The organism is Polaribacter batillariae (assembly GCF_017498485.1).
In the GTDB taxonomy this organism is placed as follows: Bacteria; Bacteroidota; Bacteroidia; order Flavobacteriales; family Flavobacteriaceae; genus Polaribacter; species Polaribacter batillariae.
Genome location: NZ_CP071795.1, coordinates 1506945 through 1526402 on the forward strand (window position 1 = coordinate 1506945; position 19458 = coordinate 1526402).

A 19458-nucleotide genomic window follows, 5' to 3' on the forward strand; every position below is an offset into this window, starting at 1 on the left:
TTTTATATCTTAAAATTTAATTACGCTTCGTTTGTATTTCTAACTTTCACTTGATATATTACATTAGGCTTCGTTTGAAGATAATCTAATACATTGTAAGCTCTTTTGTCTTTTGCTAATGTAGCTACTTGGTCTTCTTTGTTATTTACATCTCCAAAAACCATAGCTCCTGTTGTACAAGCGGAAGAACAAGCTGTTTCAAACTCATCTGTATTTACTTTTCTTCCTTCTTTTTTCGCTTTTAAAATGGTTGCTTGTGTCATTTGAATACACATCGAACATTTTTCCATAACTCCTCTTGAACGAACTACCACATCTGGATTTAATACCATCTTACCATATTCGTTATTCATATTAAAATCGAACTCGTTATTATTTGCATAATTAAACCAGTTAAAACGACGTACTCTATATGGACAGTTGTTTGCACAATATCTTGTACCAACACATCTGTTATATGCCATTTGGTTTTGACCTTGACGACCGTGTGAAGTTGCTGCAACTGGACACACAGTCTCACAAGGAGCGTGGTTACAGTGCTGACACATCATTGGTTGAAAAGTAACTTCAGGATTTTCTGCTTCGGTTTCTAATGCTTCATACATTTCGCCTCTACTTAACCCTATTTTTTTTGCTTCTTCTCTTGTTTCTACTTCAGAAGAGTAATATCTATCTATACGCAACCAATGCATATCTCTACCAACTCTTACTTCGTTTTTACCTACAACTGGCACATTGTTTTCTGCATGACAGGCAACCACACAAGCACCACAACCTGTACAAGAAGTTAAATCGATAGATAAATTAAAATGATGCCCAATTTCTCTATTGTGCTCGTCCCATAAATCTATCGTATTTGCTTCTACCTCTTTGTGGTCGTAAGAAACATATGCTGGTTTATTCCATCCATGATGATGATCTTTAGGATCTACAGTTTTATAGTCTTTTAGAGACGTTACTTTTAAAATATCGTGACGACCCGCAATTGTTTTTTGTACTTGTGTACAAGCAAATTTATGCGTTCCAGACACTTTCTCTACTTTTACATTGTATTGAATGTTATTACCACCTTTGTACAAAGGATATGCATTAACACCCACTTGCATTTCTTCTTTTAAACCAAAAGTTTTTCCGTAACCTAATGCCAAACCTACAGAGCCTTTTGCTTGACCTGGTTGCACCATAACAGGAACTACCACTTCTGCACCATTTACGGTTACTTTCGCATAATTTCCATTAATGGCTCCATTGTCTTTTACAGGATTAGAAAAACCTATTTCTTTAGCATCTGCCATAGAAATGGTTAAGTAATTATCCCAAGATGCTCTTGTAATTGGATCTGGAAACTCTTGTAACCAAGGATTGTTCGCTTGCTTACCATCTCCTAAACCCGTTTTTGTATATAAATTTAACTCCATTCCAGAAGGAGTGGTGTTCATTTTTAAAATTCTTGCTGCTTCTGCAATTGAAACCTCTTTTGGGGCTTCTACAGCATCTTCAGTAGCAACTGCTTCTTTTTGAAAGAAACCATTGTGTAGTGCTTTGTTCCAAGAACTACCTCCTAAAATTTCTGCAGACCAAAAAGATTTTAAATAATCGTAATAAGAAGTTGCGTTTCCAGACCATTTTAATAACGTGTCTTGAAATTGACGTGTTTTAAATAATGGCTGAATTGTAGGTTGCATTAAGCCGTAATTTCCTTCAGAAAAATTAGTATCTCCCCAAGATTCTAAGAAATGTGTTGCAGGTAATGCATAATCCATTGCGTTTACAGTTGCATTGTTTTCGACAGAAATAGCAACTTTTAGCGATACATTTTTTAATGCTTCTGCAAAAGCAGTTCCGTTTTCTAAACTGTAAACTGGATCTACATTATAAGTAATTAAACCTCCTATTTTTCCAGATTTTGCCTCTGAAACTAATTTTTGAACTTGCTCGTAATTTCCTTGACGGATATTTAATGAGTTATTAGTATCTAAAATTTCGCTATTTAAAGCTCTATTTATTGCTAAAGAAATTAATTGCGCATTGATATCATTCACGCCAGTCATAACAACTGCTTTAGAACCTGACTTCTTTAATTCTTGTGCTATTTTTTGAATTTCAACATCAATAGGTGTTGCTTTAGAAGCTACTCCTTCTTTTGTAATTGCGTTGTATAGATTAATTAAAGCAAAAACAACATCAGATGGTTTTGCAACAATACGCTTGTCTGCATTTGCACCTGTTAAAGACATATTACTCTCCACTTGAATGTGGCGAGACATTTTTCCTGTTTCTGGTTTTCTACCTTGTATGTATGCTTTTTCGAATCCTCCGTGAAAATCTCCTAAGAAATCTGCTCCGAAAGAAACGATTGTTTTTGCATTTTCTAATTTGTAGTTAGGCAGCGCTCTTTTACCATACATTGCTTCGAATGCATCTACAGCTGCAGCTTCAGAAACTGCATCGTACACAACATGAGAAATGTTTGGATGTGCTACTATAAGGTCTTCGACAATTTTGGTTGTTGACGGACTTGCCATTGTTCCTGTTAATAAAACTACTGGTTTTGCAGCTTCTTTTAATTTTAACAATTCTACACCTATTTCTTTATCTGCATCTGCCCAAGAAATGGCTTTTCCGTTTTTAGAAGGCTCTTTTAAACGAAGTTTTTCGTCATATAAAGATAAAACAGAAGCTTGTACTCTTGCACTTGTAGTTCCATTTGCCTCTTTATTTGGCATAATTTGAATTGGACGACCTTCTCTTGTTTTTACTAAAATATTCGCAAAATCGAAACCGTCTGCTATAGAAGTAGCATACCAATCTGCAACTCCAGGAATAATATCATTTGGTTTTACAACGTATGGAATGGACTTGATAACAGGTCCTTCGCAAGCTGCTAATGAAGCTGCAGCTGTTGTAAAGCCAACATATTTTAAGAAATCTCTACGAGATGTAGAAGAATTCTCTAATGTTTCTTTATCACCTAAAAAATCGTCTGTAGGAATATTTTCTACAAATTCATTTTTACCCAGCGTTTCAACAACAGAACTACCTTTTAGTTCTTCAACACTTTTCCAGTATTTTTTGTTTGAAGCCATTTATGCTTTTATTTAATGATTGAAAGATTTAAAAAACCTTTTAATTATAATTAATAATGACATTTACCACACTCTAACCCACCCAACTGAGAAATTGTAACTTGCTCTGTGCCATACTTTTCTGCCAATTGTTTATGAATTTTCTCGTAATAATCGTTATTTTTTAAATCTACCTTTGTTTCTCTATGACAGTCTATACACCAACCCATTGTTAATGGAGAATATTGGTATAATTCTTCCATTTCCTGAACAGGTCCATGACATTTTTGACAAGCAATTCCTGCAACTGTTACATGCTGAGAGTGATTATAGTAAACAAAATCTGGTAAATTATGAATTTTAACCCATTTGATTGGTTTTTCTTCTCCTGTATATTCTAATATATCTGGATCCCAACCTGCAGCCTTGTAAACTTTAGCAATTTCTAAATCTAATTCTGCTTTTCCTAAAACAACACCGTCTTCTAATTCTACTACTGTATTTTCTGCGACTTCAGAAATATTTTTATGACAATTCATACAAACATTTACAGAAGGAATTCCTGAATGTTTACTGTGTTTTGCTGAAGAGTGACAATATTGACAGTCGATTTTATTGTCTCCTGCGTGAATCTTGTGCGAAAATGCAATTGGCTGAATTGGCTGATACCCTTCATCTACCCCTATTTGGAACAAAGCACCAAAAACAAAATAAGCACCAACTAAAAGTAAAAAGATCGTTCCTAAAACTTTTAAGAAAGTATTTTTCTTAACACCAACCCATAGTTCTTGCAAATCTCTTTTTAAATTCGATTGTACTTCTGGCGTTTTATTTCCTTTTAGCTCACTTACTTGTTTTAACAAGCTGGCAATCATTAAAAAAGCTACTACAATTGCAGCTGCCAATAAGTAAATTAACCATTCTGGAGCACTTCCTGTAGGAGCGCCTGTAGCTACACCTTCTGCAACAACTGGGGCTTTTTTAATTTCTCCAACGGTTGTGTAGTATAAAATATCATTTATATCTGCATCAGATAACTGCGGAAAAGCAGTCATGTTAGATCCATTATATTCCTCGTAAATTTCAATTGCTTGTTTATCTCCAGAAGCTCTTAGTTCTGCATTATTTTTAATCCAAGCTATCAACCAATCATTTTCTCTTCGATCTTCTACATTTCCTAAAGCTGGCCCTACTAATTTCTTGTCTAATTTATGGCAAGAAGCACATAGAGATTTAAATAATGCTTTTCCTCTTTTTTGACGAGCTTCGTCCATATCTTGCGAATACGAAGAAATGCTAAATGCAAAAAATAAAAGTAATGTAAGTCCTTTAAGGAACAATGAAGTTAGGCTACTGTGCAATGCTACACTTTTCATATTTACAAACTATAATTTTAGTAATGTGTATAAATTCGCTCAAAAAAACATGATTTTTGAACAGTTGCACAAAAGTACTACATATTGCCAAATTCTGAAAAGCTAAAGGAACGTTAAATATTAATTTATAATAATTCTAAATAAGTATTTTATTCAATTTATTCTTAATGAAGTCGTTATTTTTGTAGAAAGATTTTAATCTATGAAAAATACATTATTCTTAAAGATATTATTTGTGAGTTTGTTTTTTGGTACGACCACCTTGTCTGCACAAAATGCTACGAACAGCAGCGAAGAAATTAAACGTCTTATCGAAAAAAAAAGAGATTATGATAAAGTTGTAGGTTTTGGGTATAAAATTCAAATTTACAATGGTAAAGAAACCACTGCTAAAAGAAAACAAGCACAATTTAAAATACTGTATCCTAGAGTGTATTCTAGATTGGTGTATAATGCTCCTGAATGGAAAGTACAAGTTGGAAACTATAAAACGAAATTAGATGCAGATAGAGCACTTCTAATTTTTCAAGAAGAGTTTTCTGGAATTATTGTTGTTCCAATGGGAAAGTAGTATTTAGTATTTAGTATTTAGTATTTAGTATTTAGTATTTAAAAGCTGATTTTTTTTCTGATACTAGGCAAACAAAAAAACCGAAATTCTTACGAATTTCGTTTTTTTTGTTTGTATGAAAAAATGGGTTTACTTCAACTTCTTTTTAACAGCTACTTCTTTGTAAGCTTCTATTAAATCGCCTTCTTGAATGTCGTTGTAATTTTTAATTTGAAGTCCGCAATCGTATCCTTTTGCTACTTCTTTTACATCGTCTTTAAAACGTTTTAATGATGATAATACTCCGTCGTGAACTACAATTCCATCTCTAATAACTCTCACTTGAGAGTCTCTAAAGATTTTACCAGATATTACCATACAGCCTGCAATGTTACCTACTTTAGAAATTTTATAAACTTCTCTAATTTCTACATTTCCTGTAACTTCTTCTTTCATTTCTGGAGATAGCATTCCTTCCATGGCATCTTTCAGGTCGTTGATTGCATCGTAAATAATAGAGTAGGTTCTAATATCTACTTCTTCTCTATCTGCAACAGCTCTTGCATTTCCTTGCGGACGTACATTAAACCCAACAATAATTGCATCTGAAGCTGTTGCTAGTAAGACATCACTTTCTGTAATGGCTCCAACACCTTTGTGTAATATATTTACTTGAATTTCTTCTGTAGATAATTTTTGGAAAGAATCTGTTAAGGCTTCTACGGAACCATCTACATCTCCTTTTAAGATAATGTTTAATTCTTTAAAGTCTCCTAACGCTATTCTACGCCCAATTTCTGCTAATGTTAATGTTTTTTGAGTTCTTACAGACTGCTCGCGTTGTAATTGAGAACGTTTAGAGGCAATTTGTTTTGCTTCTCTTTCGTCATCGAAAACAACAAACTTGTCTCCTGCTTGTGGCGCGCCATCTAATCCTAAAATAGATACTGGTGTAGATGGCCCTGCTGTTTGCAAATTATTTCCTTTATCGTCGAACATTGCTTTTACTTTACCACTGTGTTTCCCAGCTAATAAGTAATCTCCGATTTTTAACGTTCCTGCTTGCACTAAAATAGTGGTTACATAACCTCTACCTTTGTCTAATAGTGCTTCTACTACTGCACCTACAGCGTTTTTGTTAGGATTCGCTTTTAGTTCTAAAATTTCTGCTTCTAATAAAACTTTTTCTAGTAATTCAGGAATTCCTTCTCCTGTTTTTGCTGAAATATCTTGCGACTGAATGTTTCCACCCCATTCTTCAATTAACAAGTTCATTTGAGATAATTGTGTTTTTACATTATCTGGATTCGCATTTGGTTTGTCTATCTTGTTAATTGCAAATATAATTGGCACTCCTGCTGCTTGCGCGTGAGAAATTGCTTCTTTGGTTTGTGGCATTACATCATCGTCTGCTGCAGCTACAATAATTACTAAATCTGTTACTTGTGCACCACGTGCTCTCATGGCTGTAAAGGCCTCGTGACCTGGTGTATCTAAAAATGCAATTTTTTGGTCGCCAACATTTACAGAATACGCTCCAATGTGTTGCGTAATTCCTCCACTTTCGCCTTCAATTACATTTGCTTTTCTAATATAGTCTAATAAAGAGGTTTTACCATGATCTACATGCCCCATTACTGTAATAATTGGTGCTCTTGTTATTAAATCTTCTGGTTTGTCTTCTACTTCTTCGATAGATTCTTCTACTTCTGCGCCAACAAATTCTACTTTATGATTGAATTCTTCTGCAACAATAACTAATGTTTCTGCATCTAAACGCTGGTTCATGGTTACCATCATTCCTAAAGACATACATGCAGATATGATGTCTGTTACAGGTACATCCATCATTGTAGCAACTTCACTTACGGTAACAAATTCTGTTACTTTTAAGATTTTGCTATCTAATGCTTGTGCTTCTAATTCTGCTTCTGTGTGCTCTCTGTGCGCTTCTCTTTTGTTTCTACGGTATTTTGCACCTTTTCCTCTAGAAGATTTTCCTTGCAGTTTCTCAAGAGTTTCTCTTACTTGCTTTTGAATTTCTGCTTCTGTTGGTTCTTCTTTTTTAACGGCTGGTCTTGTGTTATTTCCTCTTCCTTTATAACCTCCTCTAGCTCCTCCTGAGCCTCTGTTTGGTAATGGTCTTCCTACGCCACCTCCACTTGGTTTGCTAATGCGCTTGCGTTTCCTTTTTGAATCTGAATTTGTATCTTTTTTAGCTTCTGGTTTTTTCTTTTTGGGTTTTTCGAATTGTTTTAAATCGATTTTCTTACCTGTAAAGTTGGGGCCATCTAATTTTTTATACTGCGTTTTTATTGCTTCTGCATTTTCTGCAGTAATTTCTTTTGGTGTTTCTTCTTTTTTAGCTGATACTGTATTTTCTTTTTTTGGAACTTCCTTTTTTGGAGTTTCTTTTGTTATTTTAGAAACGACCTTTAATCCTTTTAATTTTGGTACTTCTGCCTTAATTATTTCTTCTTTTGGCTTTTCTGCAACAACCTCTTTCTTAGGTTCTACTGCTTTTGGAGCTTCTTCTTTTGGCTTTTCTGCAACAGTTTCTTTTTTCTCTGTAGGTTTTTTTCCAATAGTATCGATATCGATTTTACCTACTTTTTTTAACTCTAGCTTTGTTGCTTTTGCTTTTAAAATTTCTTCTTTCTTAGCTTCTTCGGCTTTTTTACGTTCTTGTTTCGCTTCAAGCTCTGCACGAATAGCTTCTTTTTCTTTTCGCTTTTCTTCACCAACTTCTTTAGATGCTGCTTTTTTACTGGCATCTGTTTGGAAGCCATCTAGTAAGACTTGATAGACATCTGCAGAAATTTTAGTGGTGGGTCTCGATTCTATTTCATGACCTTTATCCGCCAAATATTCTACTGCTCTATCTAGAGAAATGTTTAATTCTCTTAAAACCTTATTAAGCCTCGTTGTTTTGCCTTCAGACATATATTATTTTTTAGCCTTTAATTTTTGTAAAAATATGCTTTTTTACGTTACTCTTTAATTTTTAACTATTCTTCGAATTCTTCTTTTAGAATTCTCTGCACATCTAAAATAGTTTCTTCTTCTAAATCGGTTCTTTTCACCAATTCTGCAACACTTGTTTCTAATACGCTTCTTGCGGTATCTAAACCAATGTTTTTGAATTCTTTAATAATCCAATCTTCTATTTCGTCTCCAAATTCTGTTAACTCTACGTCTTCTTCTTCTAAACCTTCTCTTTGAACGTCTATTTCGTAACCTGTTAACTCACTTGCTAAACGAATATTTACACCCCCTCTACCTATTGCTTTCGAAACTTCTTCTGGCTTTAAAAGTACGTTTACACGTCCTTTTTTACCATTTTTTTCTTCTTCGTACATTTCTATTTCCATTGAAGTTACTTTTGCAGGACTTAAGGCTCTTGAAATAAACAATTGTTCGTTTTTGGTATAATTAATAACATCTATATTTTCGTTTCCTAATTCACGCACAATGCCATGAATTCTTGATCCCTTTACCCCTACACAAGCTCCAACAGGGTCTATTCTATCGTCATAAGAATCTACTGCTACTTTTGCTTTTTCTCCAGGTATTCTAGCAACGCCTTCAACTGTAATTAATCCGTCGAAAACTTCTGGAATTTCTTGCTCGAATAATTTATTTAAAAATAGTGGCGAGGTTCTAGACATAATAATTGCTGGTTTATTGCCTCTTAATTCTACGGTTTTTATAACGCCTCTTACAGAATCTCCTTTTCTAAAGAAATCTGAACGAATTTGCTCGCTTTTTGGCAATACAATTTCATTTCCATCGTCATCTAACAAAATAATTGCATTGTGACGAATGTGGTGCACTTCTGCACTATACAGTTCGCCTTCTAATTCTTTAAAATGTTTAAAGATATTTGTACTGTCGTGCTCGTAAATTTTAGAAATTAGGTTTTGACGCAATGCCAAAATAGCTCTTCTTCCTAAATCGATTAGTTTTACTTCTTCTGAAACATCTTCGCCAATTTCGAAATCTGGCTCGATTTTTCTTGCTTCGCTTAATTCTATTTCTTCATTATCATCTTCAGACATGCCGTCTGCAACTACAACTCTATTTCTCCAAATTTCTAAATCTCCTTTATCTGGGTTTATAATGATATCGAAATTATCATCGGACCCAAACTTACGTTTTAAAGCAGCTCTAAATACTTCTTCTAAAATAGACATTAAGGTTACCCTGTCTATACTTTTATTATCTTTAAATTCTGAAAACGAATCAATTAACGCTATATTTTCCATTACATTTTTGGCTTAAAATACAATCTTCACTTTTGCTTCTTTAATATCTTTATACTCTATTGTTGCTGTTTTTTCTACAGTAACTTTTCCTTTACCTACTGGTTTTGGTTCTCTTGCTTTCCATCGCAAAACAATTTTATCTTTATTTGCTTCTGTTAAAATTCCTTCTAATTCTTCTTCCGCAGTTTTAACTTTTAATATTCTATTGATGTTCTTTTTATACTGCCTCTTATCTGTTAACGCATTAGAAATATCTGGCGTAGAGACTTCCAACGAATAATCTTCCTCTTCTCTATCTAAATTATTATTTATATTTCTACTAATTCGAATACATTCGCTTAAAGGAACGCCATGATCTCCATCTACCAAAACCTGAATTTTATTGTTTTCTGAAATTGATAAATCGATTAAAAAAAGCGACTCGTTAAGTGCCAATGCTTCGTTTACTAGGTCTTTTACTATTTTTTGATCCATCTTAATCCTTAAAATAAAGTATAAAAAGAGGGGACTTTAAGTCCCCTACAATCCTCCATTTACAATAAATTTCGATGCAAATATACGAATTGTTTATGATTTACCAAAGCAACTCTAATTCATTATTTTTTTGTAACTTTAGATATCAGCAAATTAACTTCTTAAAATATCGACTTATGAAAAAAATTTTAGTGCCTATCGATTTTTCTAAACCGTCTGAATATGCTGCAAAAATGGCTGCAAAAATTGCCAAAAAAGCCAAGGCTACTGTGTATTTAATACATATGATAGAATTGCCTACTGGAGTTATAGACATGGGTTCTGGTAGTAAATTTAGCATTCCAGAAAGCATGTTGTACCTAAGAAAAACTAGAGAAAAAGTTTTGGATTTTAAAAAATCTTTTTTTTCTGAAGACATTCCTGTTGAATATTTTATAAAACTAAACACGCCTTTTGATGGTATTAAAAAATATGCTGATAAAATTGATGCCGATTTAATAATTATGGGATCCAAGGGGCATTCTGAATTTGAAGAAATAATTATTGGATCTAACACCGAAAAAATTGTAAGAACCTCTAAAACACCTGTAATTGTTGTAAAAAAAGATTCTAAAAAATTTAAATTGAAGAATTTAGTCTTTGCCTCTAACTTTAAAGAAGACAACAAAGAAGTGTTTGCTAAATTTTTAGATTTTGCGAATGCTTTTGATAGTAAAGTGCATTTATTAAAAATAAATACGCCTTCTAATTTTGAAAGTACTGCAAATACAAAACAAAAAGTAAAAAATTTTATAAAAGAGTATAATTTACCCAAACACTCTATAAATGTATATAATGATACTTCTGTTGAGGAAGGAATTATTAATTTTTCTAAAGAAAAAAAAGCCGATTTGATTGCTTTAAGCACACATGGCAGAAGTGGAATTTCGCATTTATTTACGGCAAGTGTTACCAAAAACCTATCTAAAAAGGCTTTAAAACCAATGTTTACTGTAAAGGTTTAGGATCGTTATTACACAAAAATTCACGAACTTTATAGATTGACATACTATGTTTTGTTTAAAATTCTAGTTTTACAACTATTCTCTAAACTTCGTTTGCTATTTTCAATTAAAATAGATTTTAATTTTAGTAAAACTCGAACTCACAAACACTTGATTTTAAAATAATAATGTTTTTATATACAATTTTTCGACCTCAGGTTCGTAAGGTTTTGTTTGTTGCTAAATACACTTTCGTCTAAATTTGTTTGGAAGATTTGTTTATCTTCGAAATAAAAATAACCACAGATGTTTCGAATAATTTGGATTGTACTCTTTTTTGCTGTTTTAATTTGGTCTGCCATAAAACCTTATGATTATTTTACTTGGTTTCTAGAGGTTTTGCCTGCGATAATTGGTTTTATCGTTTTATGGCAAACAGAAAAATCGTTTCCATTAACACGTTTGGTGTATATTTTAATTTTAATTCATTGTATTATTTTAATGGTTGGCGGACATTATACTTATGCAGAAGTTCCTCTTTTTAACACTATAAAAGATCTGTTAGATATGTCTAGAAACAGTTACGATAAAGTGGGGCATTTAGCACAAGGATTTATTCCTGCAATGATTGCCAGAGAAATTTTTATCAGAAAAAAAATAATAAATTCTAAAGCGTGGGAAAATTTTTTAATTGTAATGTTTTGTTTAGGTTTTAGTGCTTTTTACGAATTAATTGAATGGTTTGTTGCTGCCTTCTCTGGAGAATCTGCAGCAGATTTTTTAGGAACACAAGGCTATGTTTGGGACACACAATCTGACATGGCGTTGGCTTTATTAGGGGCCATTTTAGCATTGCTTACTTTAAGTAAAGTCCATAATAAGCAACTAAAAAAGTTAAACAATAAAGTGTAATACCATTTCTTGTTTGAAATTACGGTAAGATAAAACAAGAAATGGTATAATAAGTTTTGCTTAAGGCAATTATTTTCTTTTAAATGTATTGCTACAAAATATAATCTGTACTAATAAAATTAGATGCTTTTTTATCTAACAATTCTTGTAAAATAGCATTATTATACGCTGTATCTTTAGATGCAACAAAAGTTCTAATTGAGAACGAACGCAAAGCATCGTGTACACTTAAAGTTGCTACGGCAGAATCTTTTCTACCTGTAAAAGGATATACATCTGGCCCTCTTTGTGCAGCACTATTTAAGTTTACTCTACACACTAGGTTTACCAAAGTATCAATTAACGGTGCTAAGGTTTTTACTTCACTACCAAAAACACTTACTTGCTGTCCATAATTAGATGCAGCCATATCGTCTAAAGGTTCTTGAATGTTTTTAAATGAAACTACTGGAATTACAGGACCAAATTGTTCTTCTTCAAAAACTCTGGAATCTTTAGAAACGGGATACAAAACTGCTGGGAAAATATAATTTTCGGTAGTTTCTCCTCCTTTTTTATTGATAATTTTTGCGCCTTTTTCAATAGCATCGTCAATTAATTCTTGAATGTATGCAGGTTTTCCTACTTCTGGTAATGGGGTTAATTTTACATCATCTTCCCAAGGATTTCCAAATTTTAAAGCATCTACTTTTGCTGCAAAACGCTTATTAAATTCATCTACAATATGCTCATGCACATATACTATTTTTAATGCTGTACAACGTTGTCCGTTAAACGAAGTTGTACCAGAAATACATTCTGAAATTGCCAAATCTAAATCGGCATCTGGCAACACAATTGCTGGGTTTTTAGCTTCTAAACCTAATACCAAACGCAATCTATTTTTCTGCGGATGATTCGCCTGAATTGCATTGGCAGATTTACTGTTTCCTATCAATGCTAAAACATCTACTTTACCCGTTTTCATAATTGGTGTTGCCAAAACTCGACCTCTACCATAAATAATGTTTACAACTCCTGCAGGAAAACTATTTTGAAACGCTTCCAATAAAGGCGATAATAATAAAACTCCGTGTTTTGCTGGCTTAAAAATGGCTGTATTTCCCATAATTAAAGCAGGAATTAACAATGCAAATGTTTCATTTAAAGGATAATTGTAAGGCCCTAAACACAAAACCACTCCTAAAGGTCCTCTTCTAATATGTGCATGAACTCCGCTATTTTTTTCGAACTTTGCAGAATTTCTGTCCATTTGTTTGTAATCTTCAATCGTGTCGTAAATATATTCTACAGTTCTATCGAATTCTTTTTCAGAATCTGGCAACGATTTACCTATTTCCCACATTAGCAATTTTACAATTTCTTCTCTTTTGGTTTTCATTTGAACCACAAACTTTTCCATCGCAGCAATTCTACTTTCTACTTTCATCGTTGGCCATAAACCTTGCCCTTGGTCGTATGCTTTTAAAGCTGCATTTAAAGCATCTATCGCTTCATTTTCAGTTAAATTTGGTACAGTTCCTAATAAAGTTGGTTTATATTCTTTTGTTGATGAAATTGTTGAGTAAACATCTGCATTTGTGCCTTTCCATTCTTTTAATTCACCACCAATTAAATAGGTATTTTGGTTTACAAGTGATGTGATTTTATATTCGTTCGGAATTTCTTTAAAAGTATTCTTCATAAGTTGAAATTTAAAAATTTGTCTAAGATATTGATTGATTTTACTGTAAATATTTAGACCTATTTACGTATCAAAATTAACTAAAAATTACCGTAAAACGTTCTGTTTCTATCTTAAAAGACGAAAAGGATTTCGGTAATTGTATGTTACAAGAGGTTTAAACCTCTTATTAAAAAGCATCTTCTATTCTACAACACATTTTATTAATAATATCTTGCAAAATATCTTTATGTGGTGGTAGTTTGTGCTTTCTTCTATTAGTCTGTATATATTGGATCGTATTGTTAAGTTGTATTTCTGATGTAATTTCTTTTGGTGCACTATATTTTTGTTGCCATAAAGGTTTATTCTTTTTTCCTCCTACAACAAGGGGTTTAAATCCCTTGCTTTTATTCAAAATAAATGAAGTTCTTCCTTTTATCTTCTGCATTATTTTTGAAATATCATCGATATCACAAACCAACAACAAATGAATATGATCTGAACAAATATTAAAAGCCAACAGTTTTAAATGATCTTCTTTTACAATTTCTGAAATTGTTTGTGCAACTAATAATTCTTCTTCCTCTGTAAAATAGATAATTTTTGGATATGGATTTGTGCCCATTTCTCTTCGTTCTCGAACTTTAAACCTTATCATTCTTGATGAAGTTCTGCTGTCGTGAATTGCTGTTGTTATATGATATGGTTTTTCGTTCATCCCTATAGCAAGGGGGTTAAACCCTTTGTTGTGTTGCGATCTGTTATTTTATTACACCAAAAACTGAAACAAATCTGGTTTGTCATTTAAATACTCTCCAAAGAAGTTACGTTCTTTCATTCGGTTGATTAATGGTGCCAAATCTGCAGATGTTTTTAATTCTAAGCCCACTACTGCTGCGCCATTTTCTCTATTTGTTTTTTTGGTATATTCAAAATGAGTAATATCGTCATTAGGTCCTAGAATTTCTGCCACAAATTCTTTTAAAGCTCCTGCTCTTTGTGGAAATTTAACAATAAAATAGTGTTTTAAGTTCGCGTATAATAAGGCACGTTCTTTAATTTCTGCAGTTCTTGTAATATCGTTATTACTTCCACTGACTACACAAACTACATTTTTTTCTTTTATATCCTCCTTAAAAAAATCTAAGGCAGCAATACTTAAAGCGCCTGCTGGCTCTACAACAATGGCGTCTTTGTTATATAAATCTAAAATAGTCTGACAAATTTTACCTTCTGGAACTGTAATGACATCGTGCAGGTTTTGTTGGCAAATTGCAAAGTTTAAATCTCCCACTTTTTTTACTGCAGCGCCATCTACAAAAGCATCTATTTTTTCTAAAAAAGTGTTTTCTTTATTTCTAATAGATGTTAACATAGAAGGTGCTCCTTCTGGTTCTACTCCGATTATTTTTGTGTTTGGAGACAAATTTTTAAATACAGATGATAATCCCGCAGACAACCCACCACCACCAACTGGAACAAAAACATAATCGATTTTTACATCGGTTTGATTTAATATTTCCCAACCAACTGTGGCTTGACCTTCTATTACTTTTTTATCATTAAAAGGATGAATAAACACTTTCTTTTTAAAATCGCATTCTAATGTTGCTGCATTAAAAGCATCATCGAAAGTATCGCCTTCAATAACCACATCTATAAAATCTTCGCCAAACATTTTTACTTGGTTAATTTTTTGATTTGGCGTTGGCGAAGGCATAAAAATAGTACCTTTTATCTGCAGCAATTTACAAGACAAAGCAACGCCTTGTGCATGATTTCCTGCACTTGCACAAACAATTCCTCGTTGTTTTTCGTCGGCATTTAAAGAGGCCATTTTATTATAAGCTCCTCTAATTTTATAAGAACGTACAACTTGCAAATCTTCTCTTTTAAACAAAATATTGGCATCGAATTCTTTAGAAAGATTAATATTCGCATTTAATGGCGTTTTATACGCAACACCTTCTAATTTTTTAGCAGCAGCTTTTATGTTTTTTAAACTTGGAAAATAAATTTGTTTTGTTTGCATCTTTTAAAAATAAAAGACCCTTCAGGTTTTTAGAGCCTGAAGGGTCTGAAAAAATATATTATTTAATTTTTCTTAAACTTCAGATTTTATTACTTTCATTGCTGTCATTGAAGCTCTTAATTTTGCCCCAATTTTTTCTACAGGATGATTTCTAATAATACTATTAATTCGAATTAATTCTTGATTATCTACTTCATTAGAATCTGAAAATTTCTTTCCAATAATATCGGTATCTACTGTTTTCATAAAGTTGGCCAATAAAGGCTTACAAGCATGGTCGAATAAATAGCAACCGTATTCTGCGGTATCAGAAATTACACGATTCATTTCATATAATTTTTTACGTGCAATGGTGTTTGCTATTAATGGAGTTTCGTGCAAAGATTCGTAATATGCAGATGCATCTATAATTCCAGATTCTGTCATCGATTCAAAAGCCAATTCTACACCCGCTCTTACAAAGGCAACTAACAAAGTTCCGTGGTCGAAATATTCTTGTTCAGAAATTTCTTGATTGGTAATTTCTTGTTTTTCGAAAGCAGTTTCTCCTGTTGCTGCTCTCCAAGCTAATAAGTTTTTATCGTCATTTGCCCAATCTTCCATCATGGTTTTAGAGAAATGACCTGTCATAATATCGTCCATATGTTTTTGGAACAACGGACGCATAATGTCTTTTAACTCTTCGGAAATTCTAAACGCTTCTATTTTTGCAGGATTAGACAGCCTGTCCATCATATTGGTAATTCCTCCGTGCTTTAAGGCTTCTGTTACAGTTTCCCAACCATATTGAATTAATTTTGCAGCATAACTTGGTTCAATTCCTTTTTCTACCATTTTGTCGAAAGATAAAATAGCGCCTGTTTGTAACAAACCACATAAAATGGTTTGCTCTCCCATTAAATCGCTCTTTACTTCTGCCACAAAAGAAGATGCTAAAACACCTGCCCTATCTCCTCCAGTTGCAACTGCGTAAGCTTTTGCTTGTTCCCAACCTTTGTTTTCTGGGTCGTTTTCTGGGTGCACAGCAATTAAAGTGGGCACACCAAAACCTCTTTTATACTCTTCACGTACCTCTGAACCCGGACATTTTGGTGCTACCATAATTACGGTTAAATCTTTACGGATTTGCATGCCTTCTTCCACCACATTAAAACCGTGAGAATAGCTTAATGTTGCTCCTTTTTTCATTAAAGGCATTACCGTTTTTACAACGTTTGTATGTTGCTTGTCTGGGGTTAAATTTAGAACCAAATCTGCAGTTGGAATTAATTCTTCGTAATTACCAACCTTAAAATTGTTTGAAGTTGCATTTTTAAATGAATCTCTTTTTTGGTCGATTGCTGCTTGTCTTAAAGCGTAAGAAATATCTAAACCAGAATCTCTCATGTTTAAACCTTGATTTAAACCTTGTGCTCCACAGCCCACAATAACAATTTTCTTTCCTTTTAATGCGTTTACGCCATCTTCAAATTCTGAAGCGTCCATAAAACGGCATTTTCCTAATTGTTCTAATTTTTCTCTTAATGTTAATGTGTTAAAATAATTTGACATTTTTTTTATTTAGTTGTGTTTAATTCGAAAAGAGAAAAAAGAGTAGAGAATAAAGACTTATTGTGTTCGATAATCCGTCTAATTTCTTTGATCTATTTTCTCTATTCTATTTTTTTAGTTGTTGTATGTTTCTAATAGTGCAGAAATTTTCATTTCGTCTTTGGTAACTGCAATTCTTCCAGAACGCGTGTATTGCATAATTCCAAAAGGTTTTAATTCTCTGTGTAAAAGATCTATTTCTTCTTTTTTTCCTGATTTTTCTAAGACAAAAAACTCTTTGTTTACAGTAACGATTCTTGCGCTGCTTTCTTTAATGATATTTTGAATTTGACGTTCTTCAAATAATAAATCTGATTTTATTTTAAACAACCCAGAAATTTGATAAATAGTTTCTTCATCATCGTGGTAATAAGCTTTTATAACTTCTACCTGTTTTTCTATTTGGCCGATAATTTTCTTCACATTATCTTCGAGCATATTGGCCACAATTGTAAATCTAGAAACCCCTTCAATTTCCGAAGAAGAAATGTTTAAGCTTTCGATGTTAATACCTCTTCTTTGAAATATTGCTGAAACTCTATTCAACAACCCAATATTGTTTTCGGTATATACTGATATTGTATATAATTGTTCTTCTGTACTCATTACTCGTTCAAGGTTTAAAATTTAAAGTTTCAAAGTTGTTTACTCAAAACCCTAATCTTTGTTCTCTGTCTGTTTTCTCTACTCTATTTTTTTGTCTCCAAACTTCATATTCTCGGCTTACTCTAGCCTTACATCGGAAACACTTGCTCCAGAAGGCACCATTGGAAATACATTTCCTTCTTTTTCTACACATACTTCTAAGAAATACGCTTCTTTGCTCTCCATCATCTCTTTTACTGCTTCTTTTAAGTCTTCTCTTTTTACAACTTTTCTAGCTTTTAAATAATATCCTTCTGCAATGGCTACAAAATTCGGGTTTATCATTTCTGTAGATGCGTAACGTTTATCGAAAAACAACTGTTGCCATTGACGTACCATTCCTAAAAATTCGTTATTTAAAACTACCACTTTTACTGCTGCTTTTTGCTGAAAAATAGTGCCTAATTCTTGAATGGTCATTTGATATCCGCCATCACCAGAAATAGAAACCACTTCGCGTTCTGGACATGCCATTTTTGCCCCAATTGCTGCTGGTAAACCAAAGCCCATGGTTCCTAATCCGCCAGAAGTAATGTTACTTTTGGTCTTGTTAAAATCTGCATATCTACAAGCAATCATTTGATGCTGGCCAACATCTGTTACAATGGCAGCTTCTCCTTTACTTTGAATGTTAATTTCTTTAATTACTTCGCCCATGGTTAACCCTTCTTTGGTTGGATGGATGTCGTTTTTTATTACTTTTTCGTACTCAATGGCATATAAGTCTTTAAATTTTTGATGCCATTTTTTATGAGAGTTCTTATTGATTAAAGGTAAAATCGCTTCTAAAGTTACTTTGGCATCACCTAAAACAGCTACATCTGCTTTTACATTTTTATTTACTTCTGCTGGATCGATTTCGAAATGAATTACTTTTGCTTGCGTAGCATATTCGTCTAATTTTCCTGTAACTCTATCGTCGAAACGCATTCCAATGGCAATTAAAACATCGCATTCATTGGTTAATTTATTGGGTGCATAATTTCCGTGCATGCCTACCATACCCACATTAAATGGATGAGAAGTTGGCAATGCAGATGCTCCTAAAATTGTCCAAGCTGCAGGAATTTCTGCTTTTTCTACCAATGCTTTAAATTGCTCTTCTGCTTCGCTTAAAATAACTCCTTGCCCCAAACAATAAATGGTCTTTTTGCTTCATTTATTAATTTTGCGGCAGCTTCTAAAGAACCTTCTACGATTTTTGGAATTGGGGTATAACTTCTTATTTTCTCGCATTTTTTGTAACAAAAATCGAACTCTTCGAACTGTGCATCTTTTGTAATATCTACTAAAACCGGTCCTGGTCTTCCACTTTTTGCAATGTAAAATGCTTTCGCTAAAGCTTCAGGAATGTCTTCTGCTTTGGTTACTTGGCAATTCCATTTTGTAACGGGTGTAGAAATACCTACAATATCTGTTTCCTGAAAGGCATCGCTTCCTAATAAATGAGAAGGAACTTGACCAGTAATACAAACCATTGGTGTAGAATCTATCTGCGCATCTGCAATTCCTGTAATTAAATTGGTGGCTCCTGGCCCCGAAGTTGCAATTGCAACACCCACTTTTCCAGAAATTCTTGCAAAACCTTGTGCAGAATGTGTGGCTCCTTGTTCATGACGTGTTAACACATGATGAATTTTATCTTGATACTTATACAGTTCGTCATAAACTGGCATAATTGCACCTCCAGGATAACCATAAATAATTTTTACATCTTCGGCTATTAAACATCTTACAATTGCTTCGCTCCCAGAAATTCTCTCTGTAACTTTTGCTGATGTTTGCTTGTTTTGTATGGTTTGTGTTTCCATATGTTTTATTTTTTTTTGATGAAAAGAAAAGAATAAAGTTTTATAATTCTTGTCTTTTTTAGTCTTACTTCTTTTCTTTCTTAATTTAT

At 33.0% G+C, this 19458-nt stretch carries 13 protein-coding genes and 1 pseudogene; 3 read left to right on the top strand and 11 right to left on the bottom strand.

What is annotated here, in order from left to right; all coding sequences use genetic code 11:
- Nucleotides 1-20: 20 nt before the first annotated feature.
- Together JL193_RS06585 and JL193_RS06590 are read right to left on the bottom strand one after the other, a co-directional pair.
- A complete protein-coding gene (locus JL193_RS06585; protein ID WP_207973028.1) occupies nucleotides 21-3086 on the bottom strand; it encodes a TAT-variant-translocated molybdopterin oxidoreductase in 3066 nt (1021 codons plus the stop codon).
- Nucleotides 3087-3136: 50 nt separating this feature from the next.
- Nucleotides 3137-4441 (bottom strand): c-type cytochrome, encoded by a 1305-nt coding sequence (locus JL193_RS06590; protein ID WP_207973029.1) that lies wholly within the window; start codon nucleotides 4439-4441, stop codon nucleotides 3137-3139.
- Between the two features lie 202 nt (nucleotides 4442-4643).
- On the opposite strand from JL193_RS06590, the gene JL193_RS06595 reads away from it, so the two are divergent.
- Complete coding sequence (locus JL193_RS06595) at nucleotides 4644-5012, top strand: SPOR domain-containing protein (RefSeq protein ID WP_207973030.1); 369 nt, start codon at nucleotides 4644-4646, stop codon at nucleotides 5010-5012.
- Nucleotides 5013-5141: 129 nt separating this feature from the next.
- On the opposite strand, the gene infB is transcribed toward JL193_RS06595, so the two are convergent.
- From infB to rimP, 3 genes are all read right to left on the bottom strand, one after another.
- Entirely contained in the window at nucleotides 5142-7934 is a 2793-nt protein-coding gene (gene infB / locus JL193_RS06600; protein WP_207973031.1) for a translation initiation factor IF-2, read from the bottom strand.
- 65 nt (nucleotides 7935-7999) lie between these two features.
- Nucleotides 8000-9256, bottom strand: a complete 1257-nt coding sequence (gene nusA, locus JL193_RS06605; protein WP_207973032.1) for a transcription termination factor NusA — start codon at nucleotides 9254-9256, stop codon at nucleotides 8000-8002.
- A gap of 12 nt (nucleotides 9257-9268) precedes the next feature.
- Nucleotides 9269-9730 (bottom strand): ribosome assembly cofactor RimP, encoded by a 462-nt coding sequence (gene rimP / locus JL193_RS06610; RefSeq protein ID WP_207973033.1) that lies wholly within the window; start codon nucleotides 9728-9730, stop codon nucleotides 9269-9271.
- Between the two features lie 176 nt (nucleotides 9731-9906).
- Between rimP and JL193_RS06615 the strand changes: the two genes are divergently transcribed.
- Nucleotides 9907-10734, top strand: coding sequence for a universal stress protein (locus tag JL193_RS06615; RefSeq protein WP_207973034.1), 828 nt, complete (start codon nucleotides 9907-9909; stop codon nucleotides 10732-10734).
- A gap of 285 nt (nucleotides 10735-11019) precedes the next feature.
- Nucleotides 11020-11625 carry a DUF2238 domain-containing protein gene (locus tag JL193_RS06620; protein WP_207973035.1) on the top strand — a complete coding sequence of 202 codons (606 nt, stop codon included), beginning with the start codon at nucleotides 11020-11022 and terminating at the stop codon, nucleotides 11623-11625.
- A 91-nt stretch (nucleotides 11626-11716) separates the two neighbouring features.
- On the opposite strand, the gene JL193_RS06625 is transcribed toward JL193_RS06620, so the two are convergent.
- The 6 genes and pseudogenes from JL193_RS06625 to ilvB all read right to left on the bottom strand — a co-directional run bounded on the left by JL193_RS06625 (nucleotide 11717) and on the right by ilvB (nucleotide 19369).
- Nucleotides 11717-13309: an NADP-dependent glyceraldehyde-3-phosphate dehydrogenase gene (locus JL193_RS06625; RefSeq protein ID WP_207973036.1), complete on the bottom strand. Its 1593-nt coding sequence runs from the start codon at nucleotides 13307-13309 to the stop codon at nucleotides 11717-11719.
- A gap of 169 nt (nucleotides 13310-13478) precedes the next feature.
- Nucleotides 13479-14009, bottom strand: coding sequence for a transposase (locus JL193_RS06630; protein WP_207973037.1), 531 nt, complete (start codon nucleotides 14007-14009; stop codon nucleotides 13479-13481).
- A gap of 51 nt (nucleotides 14010-14060) precedes the next feature.
- Nucleotides 14061-15323 carry a threonine ammonia-lyase IlvA gene (gene ilvA, locus JL193_RS06635; RefSeq protein WP_207973038.1) on the bottom strand — a complete coding sequence of 421 codons (1263 nt, stop codon included), beginning with the start codon at nucleotides 15321-15323 and terminating at the stop codon, nucleotides 14061-14063.
- 72 nt (nucleotides 15324-15395) lie between these two features.
- Complete coding sequence (gene ilvC, locus JL193_RS06640; protein ID WP_207973039.1) at nucleotides 15396-16874, bottom strand: ketol-acid reductoisomerase; 1479 nt, start codon at nucleotides 16872-16874, stop codon at nucleotides 15396-15398.
- A 114-nt stretch (nucleotides 16875-16988) separates the two neighbouring features.
- The gene (gene ilvN, locus JL193_RS06645) at nucleotides 16989-17519 is read right to left on the bottom strand and encodes an acetolactate synthase small subunit (RefSeq protein ID WP_207973040.1); all 531 of its coding nucleotides are present in this window, start codon (nucleotides 17517-17519) and stop codon (nucleotides 16989-16991) included.
- 117 nt (nucleotides 17520-17636) lie between these two features.
- A pseudogene (gene ilvB / locus JL193_RS06650) lies at nucleotides 17637-19369 on the bottom strand (biosynthetic-type acetolactate synthase large subunit).
- Nucleotides 19370-19458: the final 89 nt, after the last annotated feature.